The sequence below is a fragment of the Acidovorax sp. GBBC 1281 genome (genome assembly GCF_028473645.1).
In the GTDB taxonomy this organism is placed as follows: Bacteria; Pseudomonadota; Gammaproteobacteria; order Burkholderiales; family Burkholderiaceae_C; genus Paracidovorax.
Window position 1 is genome coordinate 250,411 of sequence record NZ_CP097269.1, and the last position, 14,804, is coordinate 265,214.

General features: G+C 64.4%; 11 protein-coding genes. 10 read left to right on the plus strand and 1 reads right to left on the minus strand.

What is annotated here, in order from left to right; translation table 11 throughout:
* Positions 1–44: 44 nt before the first annotated feature.
* The 10 genes from M5C96_RS01080 to M5C96_RS01125 all read left to right on the plus strand — a co-directional run bounded on the left by M5C96_RS01080 (position 45) and on the right by M5C96_RS01125 (position 13,873).
* A complete protein-coding gene (locus M5C96_RS01080) occupies positions 45–2,027 on the plus strand; it encodes a UvrD-helicase domain-containing protein (RefSeq protein WP_272566630.1) in 1,983 nt (660 codons plus the stop codon).
* Positions 2,028–2,076: 49 nt separating this feature from the next.
* Positions 2,077–2,838: a 3-oxoacyl-ACP reductase gene (locus M5C96_RS01085; RefSeq protein ID WP_272566632.1), complete on the plus strand. Its 762-nt coding sequence runs from the start codon at positions 2,077–2,079 to the stop codon at positions 2,836–2,838.
* Positions 2,839–3,055: 217 nt separating this feature from the next.
* A complete protein-coding gene (locus tag M5C96_RS01090; protein ID WP_272566633.1) occupies positions 3,056–3,787 on the plus strand; it encodes a glutathione S-transferase N-terminal domain-containing protein in 732 nt (243 codons plus the stop codon).
* Between the two features lie 167 nt (positions 3,788–3,954).
* On the plus strand, positions 3,955–4,941 hold the full coding sequence (locus tag M5C96_RS01095) for a glycerophosphodiester phosphodiesterase family protein (protein WP_272566635.1): 987 nt from the start codon (positions 3,955–3,957) through the stop codon (positions 4,939–4,941).
* Between the two features lie 428 nt (positions 4,942–5,369).
* The gene (locus M5C96_RS01100) at positions 5,370–7,211 is read left to right on the plus strand and encodes a DEAD/DEAH box helicase (RefSeq protein WP_272566637.1); all 1,842 of its coding nucleotides are present in this window, start codon (positions 5,370–5,372) and stop codon (positions 7,209–7,211) included.
* Positions 7,212–7,317: 106 nt separating this feature from the next.
* Positions 7,318–10,173: a type I restriction-modification system endonuclease gene (gene hsdR, locus M5C96_RS01105; RefSeq protein WP_272566638.1), complete on the plus strand. Its 2,856-nt coding sequence runs from the start codon at positions 7,318–7,320 to the stop codon at positions 10,171–10,173.
* Positions 10,170–10,691 (plus strand): type I restriction-modification enzyme R subunit C-terminal domain-containing protein, encoded by a 522-nt coding sequence (locus M5C96_RS01110; RefSeq protein ID WP_272566639.1) that lies wholly within the window; start codon positions 10,170–10,172, stop codon positions 10,689–10,691. Before hsdR ends, M5C96_RS01110 begins: the two co-directional genes overlap by 4 nt.
* Before the next feature lie 23 nt (positions 10,692–10,714).
* Positions 10,715–12,301 carry a class I SAM-dependent DNA methyltransferase gene (locus M5C96_RS01115; protein ID WP_272566640.1) on the plus strand — a complete coding sequence of 529 codons (1,587 nt, stop codon included), beginning with the start codon at positions 10,715–10,717 and terminating at the stop codon, positions 12,299–12,301.
* On the plus strand, positions 12,298–13,389 hold the full coding sequence (locus M5C96_RS01120; RefSeq protein WP_272566641.1) for a PDDEXK nuclease domain-containing protein: 1,092 nt from the start codon (positions 12,298–12,300) through the stop codon (positions 13,387–13,389). Before M5C96_RS01115 ends, M5C96_RS01120 begins: the two co-directional genes overlap by 4 nt.
* A complete protein-coding gene (locus M5C96_RS01125; RefSeq protein WP_272566643.1) occupies positions 13,382–13,873 on the plus strand; it encodes a restriction endonuclease subunit S in 492 nt (163 codons plus the stop codon). The genes M5C96_RS01120 and M5C96_RS01125 overlap by 8 nt, the downstream gene beginning before the upstream one ends.
* Here M5C96_RS01125 and M5C96_RS01130 read toward each other — a convergent pair.
* Positions 13,824–14,774, minus strand: a complete 951-nt coding sequence (locus M5C96_RS01130; RefSeq protein ID WP_272563652.1) for an IS5 family transposase — start codon at positions 14,772–14,774, stop codon at positions 13,824–13,826. The genes M5C96_RS01125 and M5C96_RS01130 overlap by 50 nt on opposite strands.
* Positions 14,775–14,804: the final 30 nt, after the last annotated feature.

Here is a 14,804-nt window from a genome sequence, read left to right on the forward strand (position 1 = left end):
TCGCGCCCTGCGCCCGCGCCGGGGCCCTGCCTGAAAAGAATCCCTTGGCGACCACCCCCCCCACCGTTCCCCTTTTCCAGGCCAAGCAGATCGACCCCACGGCCGAGCAGCTGGCGATCCAGCAGTCCGCCGAGCGCACGCTGGTCATCGAGGCCAACGCCGGCGCGGCCAAGACCACCACGCTCGCCCTGCGCATGGGGCAGGCCTGGGCGCGCGGCGTGGCGCCCGAGCGCTGCCTGGCCCTCACGCACACCGCCACCGCCTGCCAGGCGCTGCAGGCCGCGCTGCGCAAGGTCGGCGTGCCCGCGCCCGTGGCGCAGCGCTTTCGCATCGCCACGTTCGATGCCTTCTGCGCCGAAATGCTGGCCGACCAGTACGAGGCCCCCGTGCCGCACCACCGGCACCTGGAGGAACTGCGCCCCTTCGTCTGGCAGGCGGTGCAGCGCGTGGAAGACAACGAGCACGAACGCTGGCGCGAGGAGCTGCTGCTGCCCACGCTGGGCGACACCGGCTTCGTGGAGGAGTTCCTGGCGACCAGCGTGTGGCTCAAGGGCACGATGAAGGACGAGCTGGAGCGCGAGGGCGGCCCGGCCTCGCCCGAGCACGCGGCCGCCATCGGCGTGGGCTACACGCAGCTCAAGGTGTTCCTGGCCTACGAGCGCATCCGCCGGCGCGAGCTGGCCGACGAGCCGCTGTTTCGCGGCCCCTTCGATGCCACCTACGACCTGGCCCGGCGCCTGCACGGCGGCGACACAGCGGCCAGCCTGCCGCGCTGGCCGCGCGGCGTGCAGGCCGTGCTGGTCGACGAGATGCACGACATGAACGAGGCCGCGTTCCGCGTGCTGCGCGAGCTGCTGGACACCACGCAGTGCACCTTCTGCGGCGTGGGCGACCGCGACCAGGTCATCTACGGCGCCCACGGGGCCGATGCCGCTTTCATGGGCGATGCCATCACCGCGCACACCGGCCGCCCGGTGGCGCGCCTGCGGCTCACGCCCAGCCACCGCTTCGGCAAGAAGCTCGCGGCCAAGGCCGGGCGGCTGGCGGCCAAGCCCTACGACTCGCTCGCCGGGCACGACACCGCGGTGGAACTGCGGCCCTACGACGATGCCGCGCAGTGCGTGGACCTGATTGCGCAGGCGGCCCAGCAGTGGCGCGCCCGGCCCCGCGCCCGGATGGCGGGCTTTGCCGTGCTGCTGCGCCACTCCAACCAGTCGGTGGGCATCGAGAACCGGCTGCTGGCCGACAACGTGCCCTACACCGTGAGCGGCTTCGACAGCTACCTGCTGCGGCCCGAGGTGCTGCTGGTGCGCGGCCTGCTGGCCGTGGCCACCGACAACTTCGACAGCGTCTCCGAGCCGCGCACGCGCGACAAGCTCATGCGGGCGCTGGTGTTCTTCTGTGGCGCGCGCATCGTCGTGGCCGGGCGCGAGCACGAGTCGCAGCAGGCCCTGCTGGAGGACGCCATCCGCAGCGTGACCGACAACCCGCTGTTCCTGCAGAGCTTCTTCACCCACCAGATCGTGGCCAACGTCGAGCCCGCCATGCAGCGGCGCCTGCGCAAGGCCCTGGAGGTGGCGCGCGAGGCGGGCGGCCAGGACACCCTGCCGCGCCTGCTGCAGGCCCTGCAGATCGACACCGTGATCCGCGAGGTGTTCGTCTCGCGCCAGCGGCGCGAGGACGCGCTCGCCAACCTGGCCGGCCTGTGCGAGGCGGCGAAGGGCTTTGCCAGCGCGCGCGATTATTTCCTGCACCTGAACCGCGCCGAGCAGCGCCAGCGCGAGCTGCGCAGCACCGCCAGCCTGGTCCTGGCCAACATCGAGGACGTCAAGGGCCTGGAGTTCGACCACGTGGTGATCCCGTTCCTGGAGCAAGGCGTGTTCCCCGTGCCGCAGGCGCCCTATGCGCAGGAGAAGAACACCCTCTACGTCGGCATGACCCGGGCGCGCCAGCAGCTCACGCTGCTGTGTCACCGCGCGCAGCCCGGCGCCTTTCTGCAACCGCTGGGGTATGCCGCGTCGGCCTGACCGCGCCCCGGCCCCGGTCTTTTTTTCACACCACGCGAGCGACACCACCATGCAACTGTCCGAACAATGGGTCCTGGTCACCGGCGGTGCCCGGGGCCTGGGCGAATCGATCACCCGGGCGCTGGCGCGCGAAGGCGCCGGCGTGGTCATCAACTACCTCACCAGCGACACCGCAGCGCAGGCACTCGCCCAGGAGTTGGGCCCGCGCGCCATCGCCCTGCAGGCCGACGTGACCGACGCCGCCGCCGTGCAGCGCCTCTTCGCCCAGGCGCAAGAGCGCACCGGCCGGCCCATCAGCGCGGTGGTCAACAACGCGCTCGCGCAGTTCCGCTTCGACGGCGACGCCCGGCCGCAGATCGGCGACATCGCCTGGGAGCGCTTTCAGCAGCAGATCGACGGCGCCGTGAAGGGTGCGCTGAACACCCTGCAGGCCGCGCTGCCCGCGATGCGCGCGCAGGGTTTCGGGCGCATCGTGAACGTGGGCACCAACCTGTTCCAGAACCCCGTGGTGCCCTACCACGACTACACCGCCGCCAAGGCCGCGCTGCTGTCGCTCACCCGCACGGCGGCCAACGACCTGGGGCCGCACGGCATCACCGTGAACATGGTGTCGGGCGGCCTGCTGCGCACCACCGACGCCAGCCGCGCCACGCCCGAGGCCGTGTTCGACCTCATCGCCGGCATGACCCCGCTGCGCCGCGTGACCACGCCGGCCGAGTTCGCCGACGCGGTGCTGTTCTTCCTGTCGCCCTGGTCGCGCGCGGTGACCGGGCAGAACCTGATCGTGGACAGCGGCCTGGTGAAGGGCTGAGGGCGTAAAACGGCGCATAGGCGACGCATAGGCGGCGCACAGATGGCGCTGCGGACGGCGCCATAACCGCACACGCCGCGGCATGAACGCACGGCGCGGTAAGGGCCGAATTGCGCAGGGGTTACTGCCCGCCGGTCTGCGTCCCGCGGTGCGCAGGGTTTTAATCAAAACCCCTTTCGCTTCCCCCGGCCGTGCGCCCTGCGGCCTTCAAAAAACCATGACAACGCAAAACCCAGCGCAAAATCCCGCCCCTGCCATCACCCACCCCATCGCCGCCAAGTGGCCCGCCCGCCACCCCGAGCGCCTTCAGTTGTATTCACTGCCCACGCCCAACGGCGTGAAGGTCTCCATCCTGCTGGAAGAACTGGGCCTGCCGTACGAGCCGCACCTGGTGCGCTTCGACACCAACGACCAGCTCTCGCCCGAGTTTCTCTCGCTCAACCCCAACAACAAGATCCCCGCCATCCTCGACCCCGACGGCCCGGGCGGCCGCCCGCTGGCGCTGTTCGAATCCGGCGCCATCCTGTTCTACCTGGCCGAGAAGACCGGCCGCTTCCTGCCGCAGGACCCCGCCGCGCGCTACGAGGCCCTGCAGTGGGTCATGTGGCAGATGGGCGGCCTCGGCCCCATGTTCGGCCAGCTCGGGTTCTTCCACAAGTTCGCCGGCAAGGACTACGAAGACAAGCGCCCGCGCGACCGCTACGTGGCCGAATCCAGGCGGCTGCTGGGCGTGCTGGAGCAGCGCCTGGCCGGGCGCGCGTGGATCCTGGGGGACGACTACTCCATCGCCGACATCGCCGTCTTCCCCTGGGTGCGCAATCTGATCGGCTTCTACGAGGCGCGCGAACTGGTGGGCTTTGGCGACTTCCCGCAGGTGCAGCGCGTGCTGGACGCCTTCGTGGCGCGGCCTGCCGTGGCGCGCGGACTGGAGATTCCGCAGCGCGGGTAACCCGCGCCGGGCAAGGCGCCGCGGCCCGCTCCGGGGGTAAGCGCAGGCTCGCGGCGCGCCGTGTCGCCCGCCTGTCACGCACTTGCCACGGGTTTGCCATGTGTCACTTCTAGAGTGCGGCCTTCGCTCATCGACGCTGTTGTCGACACCAGAAAGAAGACGCTCCCATGAAACGACTCTCCCTGCTGGCCTCGGCCCTGTGCCTGTCGGCCCTGTCCCTCACCGCTTGCGGCGGCAACGACGACGCGCCGCCCGCCCAGCCCCAGGTCATCGCCCACCGCGGCGCCAGCGGCTACTTGCCCGAGCACACCCTGGCCGGCTATGAGCTGGCCATCCGCATGGGTGCCGACTTCATCGAGCCCGACCTGCAGATCACCAAGGACGGCGCCCTCGTCGCCATCCACGACGACACGCTCAACCGCACCACCAACATTTCCACGCTGTTCGCGCAGCGCAACGGTGGCTACAAGGTGGCCGACTTCACCCTCGCGGAAATCCGCACCCTGACCGTGGTGCCCACCGGCACCGGCAAGACCAGCTACCCGGGCTTTGCGCCCAGCGCCGCCAACCCCTTCCAGGTGCCCACCTTCCAGGAAGTGGTGGACTTCGCCAAGAAGCAATCCACCGCCGCGGGCCGCGAAGTGGGCTTGTACCCAGAGGCCAAGCAGGCCGACCCGGTGATGGAAGACGGCATCCTCAAAACCCTGAAGGACAACGGCTACAACGCCGACAGCAAGGTCTACATCCAGTCGTTCAGCGACGCCACGCTGCGCAGCCTGCGCACCAAGCAGACCGCGCAGAACAGCAAGATGCCCCTCATCCTGCTGGGCGTGGCCGCCAAGGCCGCCGACGGCACGCCGCGCATGGGCGTCATCTCCGGCAGCACCGTCACGCAGCTCACGTTCAAGGAAGTGGCCGGCTTCACCGAAGGCATCGGCGTGGTCATCAACACCGCCGCGTACCCCATTACCAAGGACTACATCGACCAGGCCCACGCCGCCGGCCTCAAGGTGCATGGCTGGACCTTCGCCCAGGCCAACGCCGCCACGGCCGCCACCGAGTTCCGCAGCTACCTGGACATGGGCATGGACGGCATGTTCGCCAACTACCCGGACCTGGCGGTGGCGGCGCGCAATGCGTTCGTGAACAAGTAAGCCAGCCGGCTGGTCGCCTTCTGGCAGGCGACCGCCCGACAGCGCGCCGGCCGGTGGCTTGCCCGGCCGCATGGCACCCGCCCTGGGTGCCGAAGACCGGCTCGCCCGTGTGCGGCGGACTCCGCACGGGCGCCAGCCCTCCTGCAAGTACTTGCTGAGCGTGACCTGCGAGATCAGCGCGACACGCCTGATCCATCGCGTTTTTGGCCCAATTCTTCCCACTTGGCGTCGTATTTGGATTGCTATTAAATCAATAGCTATACGCCCTAGAAATATATGCGCTGGAGGCCATTTTTTCTCATGGCTCCATCTGCGCGATGACGCTTTACCCGAACGCCATCCCGGGGTTTCCGTCAGTTAGAAATCAGCCATTCCCGCTATAAGCTGCAACAGACAGATACATAAATCGGGAGGGCTGGGGGGATGGAATGGCAACCTTGATACCGGCGCTGGGCGCCTGCGCGGGCCGCATGACCTCGGGTGAGCGCCGCCTGGCCGAGCGGCTGGAGCAGAAGCTGGAGGACGACTACCTGCTCTGGTGGGACGTGCCCATCGGCCCCAAGCAGACGCGGCCCGACTTCGTGGTGCTGCACCCTCGCCGCGGCGCGCTCATCCTGGAAGTCAAGGACTGGCGCCTGGACACCATCCGCAACGCCACGCGCGAACGCTTCGAGATCGCGCCCGAGGGCCAGCTCAAGGTCGTCATGAGCCCGCTGCAGCAGGCGCGCCACTGCGCGATCCAGGTCGTCAATGCGTTGGAGCGCGACCCGCAGCTGGTGCAGGGCGAAGGCCCCTACCAAGGCAAGCTCGCCTTCCCCTGGGGCCACGGCGTGGTCTTCACCCATATCACCCGCAAGCAATTCGAGGGCGCGGGCCTGGGCGAGGCGATTCCGTCCCACTTGGCCATCTGCAAGGACGAGATGTTCGAAGACGTGGACGCCGAGGCCTTCCAGCAGCGCCTGTGGGCCATGTACCCGCACACCTTCGGCCGCAAGAGCGCCATCACCCTGCCGCAGCTCGACCGCGTGCGGTGGATCCTGTTCCCCGAGGTGCGTGTGCCCCAGCAGCAAAGCCTGTTCGGGCAGGGCACGGGCAGAGAGGGGGGCGACAGCGACGACGATGAAGACGCCCGCCTGCCCGGCATCATGCGGGTGATGGACCTGCAGCAGGAGCAGCTCGCCCGCAGCCTGGGCGACGGCCACCGCGTGATCCACGGCGTGGCGGGATCGGGCAAGACCATGATCCTCGGCTACCGCGCCGAACACCTGGCGCAGACGCAAACGGCGGGCGCCAAGCCCATCCTCATCCTCTGCTACAACGAGCCGCTGGGCGTGAAGCTGGCGGCCACCTTCCAGGCCAAGGGATTGCAAGACCGCGTGCACGTGCGCCACTTCCACAAGTGGTGCCGCGACCAGCTGGTGGCCTACCACCTGCTGCCCGAGGGCACGCAGCGCTGGCCCGTGGACAAGCTGATGGCCGAGTACGTGCAGCGCGTGATCCACGGCGTGGACGCGGGCCACATTCCCGCCGGCCAGTACCACGCCATCCTCATCGACGAGGGCCACGACTTCGCGCCCGAATGGCTCAAGCTCGTCACCCAGATGGTGGACCCGGCCACCAACAGCCTGCTGCTGCTGTACGACGACGCGCAGAGCATCTACGACCGGGCCGACAAGAAGAGCTTCAGCCTGAAAAGCGTCGGCATCCAGGCCCAGGGCCGCACCACCATCCTGAAGATCAACTACCGCAACACGCGGCAGATCCTGCAACTGGCCCACCGCATGGCCGGTAGGCTGCTCCAGCCCGAAGACGCGGTGGGCGGGGAAGACGGCATCCCGCTGCTGCAACCCATGAGTTGCGGGCGAGAGGGACCGGAGCCCATCGTGATCGACCTGCCCACGCTGCCGGAGCGCGCGGCACGGGTGGCGGAGCTGCTGGCGGACCAGCATGCGCAGGGGCATGCGTGGGGCGATATGGCGGTGTTGTGCCGGCATTACAGCGAGATGGAGGAATGCTCGGCGGCGTTGGTGCGAAAAGGGCTGCCGCACCGGATGCGCAAGAGGTCAGGGGATTACCGGCCGGAGGAGGATGCTATCAAGGTCATGACCATGCATGCGAGCAAGGGGTTGGAGTGGGCGGTGGTGGCGGTGGTTGCTGAGGACGAACGTCGGAAAGCCAACACAGCGAAAGCCTCCCCGGAGTTGGACGCACGTTTGGTTTACGTTGCGAGCACAAGAGCGACCCATCGATTGGTCATCGGGGCTGGGTAGAAATAAGCACTGAATATCGCGGGCAGAATCAGACGGTGCCTGCCAGTTGTGAATCTGCCGCTCACTCAAAAAACCTATGCTTCAAGGGATTCAATCTAACTTTGACATGCTGCGCTCTTACGAAGAGCAGCTTTGGCGGTTGGGCGCATTGGCGGAGCGGTACTTCGCGGAGGACCCGAACACTAGCCTGCTGAAGCTCAGGCAATTCTCAGAAACTCTGGCGCAGTCTCTGGCGGCCAGAGTCGGTTTTTTGACGAACCCCGCCGAAACCCAATACGAACTCATACGGCGCTTGCAGAACGAGGGCGCCTTGCCGAGAGAGGTAAAGCAGGTCTTCGATCAAATCCGCATCAATGGCAATGCCGCAAACCACGCCCTGGCCGGGAACCATGCGGGAGCGTTGTCCACACTCAAGCTTTGCTGGCAACTGGCGCTGTGGTTCCATCGCACCTTCAAAGATGCCAACCATCGATCTGGCCCCTTTGTTCCACCTCAACCACCCAGCAACGAAACAGCGGACCTGCAAGCCGAGCTGGCACGGCTGCAGCAGGCGGTAGCAAGCTACCAAGCTCAAAATGAGCAAGCCGGTGCAGAACTTGCGCACACGAGAACCCAGCTTTCGTCATTAAGTGAAGAGCGTGCCGTTTGGGAGCAGTTGGCCACAGAGGCCGATGCGGCCAAAGCGCGCTTGGCAGACCAACTTTCTGCCTTGCAAGCTGCGGCTGTTGCAGCCCCTGCGACGCAATACGCTTCCTTGCTGCAGTCCGCCAACGCAGCCGCCACGAAAGTCCAGCTGGACGAGGCGGAAACCCGCCGCATCATCGACGCCCAGTTGCGGCAGGCCGGCTGGGAGGCCGACAGTGAAAGCTTGCGTTACAGCAAAGGGGCACGCCCAGTGCGCGGCCGCAACATTGCCATCGCCGAATGGCCCTGTGATGGCTGTTCCGCCGACTATGTGATTTTTCAAGGGCTCACGCCGATGGCCGTGGTCGAGGCCAAGCGAAAGAACATTGACGTATCAGGCGCCCTGCAACAAGCCAAACGCTACAGCCGCACATTCACCGCTGGCGCAGAGGTTCAACTGCATGATTGCAACTGGGGCGCGCAGTCTCAATACCGCATCCCGTTCGTCTTCTCTGCCAATGGGCGCCCTTACTTGCGGCAGTTGTCTACCAAGAGCGGCATCTGGTTCTGCGACTTACGCCACCCCGAAAACCGCAGTCAGGCGCTGGATGGCTGGTACAGCCCTGATGGACTCAAACATCTGCTCGCTGCGGATGAGGTCAAAGCACACCAGCAACTGGACAACACCGAGTTCAACTTCGGCTTTCCACTGCGCCCCTATCAACAAAAGGCCATCCGTGCCACCGAGGCACGAATAGGCCAGGGCCAGCGCGACATCTTGTTGGCCATGGCAACAGGCACTGGCAAAACCAAAACCTGTATTGCCTTGATCTACCGCCTGCTCAAAGCGCAGCGCTTCAAACGCATCTTGTTTCTGGTGGATCGGTCGGCGTTGGGCGAACAAGCGGCCAACTCCTTCAAGGACACCCGCATGGAGCGGCTGCAGACCTTCGCCGAAGCCTTCGGCATCAAAGAGCTGGACGCACAGACGCCAGACGACGACACCGCTGTTCACATTGCCACCGTGCAGGGCATGATGCGGCGCGTGCTGTTTTCTGCCGATGGCCTAGCCCCACCCACGGTGGACCAATACGATTGCGTGGTGATCGACGAATGCCACCGCGGCTACACGCTGGACCGCGAACTGTCAGACACCGAACTCAGCTTCCGGGGCTTTGACGACTACATCTCCAAGTACCGCCGGGTGCTCGACTACTTCGATGCCGTCAAGATCGGCCTGACCGCCACTCCGGCCCTGCACACGACCGAGATATTTGGTGCCCCGGTATTCACCTACAGCTACCGCGAAGCTGTGGTGGATGGCTACCTGGTGGACTACGAGCCGCCCATACAGATCCACACCGAGCTGTCGAAAGGGGGCATGCACTGGAAGGTGGGGGAGGAGGTCAAGATCTACGACGCGCGGCGCAATCAGATCGATCTTTTCAAGGCACCCGATGCCATAGCCCTCAACGTCGAAGACTTCAACCGCAAGGTCATCACCCGCTCCTTCAATGAAGTGGTGTGCAATTACCTGGCCCAAGAGATCGACCCCACGGGCAAGCACAAAACCCTCATCTTCTGCGTCAACACCGATCACGCCGATTTGGTGGTGGACGTGCTGAAATCCGCTTTTGAAGCCCGGTACGGCAGCGTGGAGGACGATGCCGTCATCAAAATCACCGGCAATGCCGACAAGCCGCTGGAGCTGATTCGCCGCTTCAAAAACGAGCGCCTGCCCAATGTGGCCGTGACCGTGGACTTGCTCACCACCGGTGTGGACGTGCCAGAAATCTGCAACCTCGTCTTCCTGCGCCAGGTCAACAGCCGCATCTTGTTCGATCAGATGCTGGGCCGGGCGACTCGCCTGTGCGACTTTGACGGCGACCCCAAAGACAGCTTTCGCGTGTTTGACGCCGTGCGCATTTTTGAAGTCATTGGCAACATGACCGCCATGCGCCCCGTTGTGGTCAACCCCAGCATCTGCTTTGCGCAGCTGGAGCAAGAAATGGTGGCCGTGCAAGACCCCGCCGCACGGGAGCTAGTGCGCCAGCAGTTCCTGGCCAAGCTGCAAGTCAAGAAACGCCATCTCGACGCCCAAGCTACGCAAGACTTTGAAACCAAGGCCGGCATGACGCCCGAAGCCTTCATCCAAAAGCTGCGCACCCTGTCGGTGGACGAAATCGCCAACTGGTTTATTCAAAACCCTCGATTGGGCGAAATACTCGACCGCAAGCGCGATGGTGGCGGACAGCCCCTGTTTATCTCCGACCACCCTGACGCGTTGGCAGGCATCGAGCGTGGCTACGGCGCCGCCAGCAAGCCTGAAGATATTTGAAAGCGTTCAAAGACTTCATCACCAGCCACGGCAACGAGTTGCCTGCACTCATCACCGTGCTCACCCGCCCGCGCGACCTCACGCGCAAGCAGCTTAAGGAGCTCGTGCTGGCGCTGGACCAGGCTGGCTTTACCGAAACCCGCCTGGCCACCGCCTGGCGCGAGCTCAGCAACCAGGACATTGCCGCCCGCATCATTGGCTTCATCCGACAGGCCGCTATGGGCGACGCCCTGCTGCCCTATGCCGAGCGCGTAGACCATGCCCTGCAAGACCTGCTGGCCAAGCCCTTGGTAGGCAAACCCTGGACGCAACCCCAGCGCGACTGGCTCAAACGCATTGCTGCGCAAACCAAAGCCAATATGCTGGTAGACCGCGAAGCGCTGGACGACCCAGACCTTATATTCAAGCGCGACGGCGGGGGCTTTGCCCGCCTGGACAAACTCTTCAACGGCCAGCTCCAGCCCGTGCTGGAAGCCTTTAACGACGCACTGTGGGCGGGCGACCAAAAGTCCGCTTGACCGCGTTTCCCGCATCCCCCTACATGACTGCAATCAACCCTGCGGCGTCAGACATCGTCGCCAAGCTCTGGAACCTATGCAACCTGCTGCGCGACGACGGAGTGACCTACCACCAGTATGTGAGCGAGCTCACCTACCTGCTCTTCTTGCGCATGATGCAAGAGACTGGCCGAGAAGGCACCTTGGTCATCGACAAAGCGCCCAGGAAGGGCGAGTCAAAAGTAAGAATGGACGGCACCCGTTGGGCCGACCTCATGGCCGCGTCGGCCCCCGACCGGCTGGACGCATATAAAGAACTGTTGTTGGATTACGGCCTGCACGGCAGTGGCAGCGTGCAGCAGATTTACGCCAACGCCAGCACCTTCATCACCAAGCCCGCCACCTTGTCCAAGCTGGTGGTAGAGATCGACAAGCTCGACTGGTACAGCGTGCAGCGCGACGACCTGGGCGACCTGTACGAAGGCCTGCTGGAGCGCAACGCCAGCGAAAAGAAAAGCGGCGCAGGCCAGTACTTCGCCCCCCGCGATTTGATCGACAGCATCGTTGCCGTGATGCAGCCCACGCTGGACGATGTGATCCAGGATCCCGCCTCGGGCACCGGTGGCTTCCTGATTGCCGCCAACAACTACCTGCGCACCAAGTATCCGCCAGACGAACGCACTGAAGTGCAACAGCGCAAATACCGCCACAGCACCTTTTACGGCATGGAGCTGGTGCAAGACACCCATCGCCTGGCACTCATGAACATGCTGCTGCACGGCATCGAAGGCGGCATACAGTTTGGCGACACCCTGGGCGAAGAGGGCACCCGTCTGCCGCAGGCCACGCTCTCCTTAAGCAACCCGCCCTTTGGCACCAAAAAAGGCGGCGGCCTGCCCACCCGCACCGATTTCACCTACCCGACCACCAACAAGCAGTTTTGCTTCTTGCAGCACATCTACCGCAACCTGGCCCCCGGTGGCCGCGCTGCCGTGGTGCTGCCCGACAACGTGCTGTTCGAAAGCAATGTGGGCGCGGACATACGCCGCGACCTGATGGACAAGTGCAACCTGCACACTGTTCTAAGGCTGCCCACTGGCATCTTCTACGCCCAGGGCGTCAAAACCAACGTGCTGTTTTTCACGCGCGGCAAGAAAGACACGGGCAACACCAAAGAAGTGTGGGTGTACGACATGCGCGCCAACATGCCCCAGTTCGGCAAGCGCACCCCCTTCACCCGCGACTACTTCCGCACCAAGCCTGATGCCCCCGTCAGCGTACCCCGCGACAAGTTTGAAGACGTGTTTGGCGCTGACCCCTGCGGCGGCCCCACAGCCCTGGCCCAGCGCGTGGACACGGGTGAGGCAGGGCGCTGGCGCAAGTTCACGCGCGAACAAATCAAGGCCCGTGGCGACAACCTGGACATCAGCTGGCTCAAAGACGACAGCGCCGAAAGGGCAGAGGCCCAACGCGACGAACCCGCACTGGTGGCCCGCTTAGTGATGCGCGAGCTGAACGGCGCCATGGCTGACCTGCGCAGCCTGCTGGAAGCGCTGGGCGAAGACCCGGACGCTGCGCTGGAAGACCTGCTGGTTGACGACGGCACTACGGCAGACGAGGCCCAGCCATGAGCCAGCAGGTTTCCGCAGCGGCAGACGGACTGCCGACCAACCTGCCGACGACCCTGCACACCGAACTGCGCACACTGATCGCCAGCAGCCGCCAGCGCCTGGCCGGTGCAGTGAATGCCGAACTCACCCGCCTGTACTGGGCGGTGGGCCTACGCTTGGCCACCGAAGTGCTGGGCAGCGAGCGTGCCCAATACGGTAGCCAGCTGCTGGGGCACCTGGGCCAACAGCTCTCGCAAGAGTTTGGCCGGGGTTTTGAAGCCCGCAACCTGCGCCGCATGGTCAAGTTTGCGCAGGCTTTCCCCAGTGCAGAGATTGTGTCGACACTGTCGACAAAATTGAGTTGGAGCCACATGGTGGCTATCGTGGCCCTTAAAGCGCCCGAGGCGCAGCAGTTCTACGCTCGCCAAGCCGCACAAGACGGCTGGAGCGTGCGCGAGCTGGCCCAGCAGATAGACCGCAAAGCATTCGAGCGCAGTGCCATTGCCCATGCCAACGCTGGCGCCCCCGTTATCCCTGCCGTTGATGCGCTGGTGCCAGCACAGGGGCAGACGGTGGGCACTGTTTTCAAAGACCCGTACTTTTTGGACTTTTTGGGCCTGCGCCAGGGCCATGATGAGGCCGACCTGGAAGCCGCCATCTTGCGCCAGCTAGAAGCCTTCATCCTGGAGCTAGGCCGGGGTTTTGCGTTTGTAGAGCGGCAAAAGCGCATGGTTATCGACGGGGAGGACTTTTACCTGGACCTGCTTTTCTACCACCGTCGCCTGCGCCGCCTGGTGGCCATCGAGCTGAAGCTGGGCCGCTTCAAGGCCGCGCACAAAGGCCAGATGGAGCTGTATTTGAAATGGCTGGACCAGCATGAACGCCAGCAGGGAGAGGAAGCGCCCATCGGCCTCATCCTGTGTGCCGAATCCAGCCGCGAACAGGTGGAGTTGCTGCAAATGCACAAAGACGGCATCACCGTGGCCGAATACTGGACCGAGCTGCCACCCAAGGCCGAGCTGGAACAACACCTGCACCAGGCCCTGCTGGAAGCGCGTGAGCGGCTGGCGCGGCGGGGGGTTTTGCTGGATGGGGGCGAGGATGAGTGAGTTGCCGAATAACTGGATCGAGACAGAAATTGGCAATCTCTGCTCGCTGAAGAATGGAAGAGCGTTCAAACCCAGCGAATGGCAATCCAGTGGATTGCCAATTGTCCGCATTCAAAACCTCAACAATCCTACCTCCACCTACAACTACTTTCAGGGCGAAGTGGACGAGCGCAATCGCTTGCGCGGTGGGGAGCTACTCTTTGCTTGGTCCGGAACGCCTGGCACTTCCTTCGGTGCCCACGTTTGGCGCGATGGAGACGCTGTACTAAATCAACACATTTTTCGTGTTGATTTTGATGAGACGTTATTGGACAAGCGTTTTTTTCGCTCGGCCATCAACCAAAAGCTGGGCGAGTTAATTGATGTTGCCTATGGTGGAGGGCGCTGTTGCACAAATCGAATTGCAGACGGCATGACCCCAACCCCAGACGGACCTATGCCACAGCAGTCACCGACACGGTGTGAGGACGGCCGATCTGACTGAACCGATTGAGCAAGGCCACGCGGACATGCAGCTCCACAACCTGGCGGTCGAACGTGCGCGCGATCACCCGTTCGCCCAGTCGCTTGAAGCAGTGCATCTTCGTCTCCACAAGGCTGCGCCGGTGGTAGCCGCTCCACTTCTTCCAAATGCCGCGACCCAGGCGCTGGCACGCCCGAATGGCCTCATTACGATGCGCCGAGCCCGGACTCGACTTCTTCCAATGGCTGGCGTTCTTGCGGGGCGGGATCACCGCCATCGCGTGCCGCTCGGCAATGGCGTCCAGGCAGGCGCGCGTGTCGTAGGCGCCATCGGCACTGACGCTTTCGATGGATTCGTCAGTGGGAATCTGAGCCAGCAACCCGGGCAACATCGGCGCATCCCCAATGGCGTTGCTGGTCACCTCGATGGCGCGTATTTCCAGCGTCTGCGCGTCGATGCCCAGATGGACCTTGCGCCATTCGCGCCGGTATTCAGCACCATGCTTCTTGCGTTTCCACTCTCCTTCGCCCAGGAACTTGATGCCGGTGCTGTCCACCAGCAACTGCAGCGGCGAGTTGGTTCGCTGGTAGCTCAGTTCGACCTGCAAGGTCTTTTGGCGCCGGCAAACAGTGCTGAAGTCAGGTACCGGCCAGTCCAGCTTTGCCAGCCGCAGCAGGCTCTGCACCATGCCCAGCGCCTGTCGCAAGGGCTGGCCGAACAGGCACTTGATGCTCAGGCAGAACTGGATTGCTGCGTCCGAGAAGGTTCGGCTGCGTCCACGCCTGCCGGTCGGCGTGCCAAACCACTGCATGCCCTCATCTAGCCACATCGTCAACGAGCCTCGCGCTTTCAGCGCCGCGTTGTACGCCTTCCAGTTCGTCGTGCGGTACTTGCTCCGCTGCCTGTTCTTCGTCTCTGTCACGCAGTCAGTCTACGGGCATCAGCATCGCGA

Bases quoted from the DNA above. Each gene is read 5' to 3' on its own strand.
- M5C96_RS01085 (WP_272566632.1), top strand. From the start codon at position 2,077: ATGCAACTGTCCGAACAATGGGTCCTGGTCACCGGCGGTGCCCGGGGC.
- M5C96_RS01090 (WP_272566633.1), top strand. From the start codon at position 3,056: ATGACAACGCAAAACCCAGCGCAAAATCCCGCCCCTGCCATCACCCAC.
- M5C96_RS01095 (WP_272566635.1), top strand. From the start codon at position 3,955: ATGAAACGACTCTCCCTGCTGGCCTCGGCCCTGTGCCTGTCGGCCCTG.
- M5C96_RS01100 (WP_272566637.1), top strand. From the start codon at position 5,370: ATGGCAACCTTGATACCGGCGCTGGGCGCCTGCGCGGGCCGCATGACC.
- hsdR (WP_272566638.1), top strand. From the start codon at position 7,318: ATGCTGCGCTCTTACGAAGAGCAGCTTTGGCGGTTGGGCGCATTGGCG.
- M5C96_RS01115 (WP_272566640.1), top strand. From the start codon at position 10,715: ATGACTGCAATCAACCCTGCGGCGTCAGACATCGTCGCCAAGCTCTGG.
- M5C96_RS01120 (WP_272566641.1), top strand. From the start codon at position 12,298: ATGAGCCAGCAGGTTTCCGCAGCGGCAGACGGACTGCCGACCAACCTG.
- M5C96_RS01125 (WP_272566643.1), top strand. From the start codon at position 13,382: ATGAGTGAGTTGCCGAATAACTGGATCGAGACAGAAATTGGCAATCTC.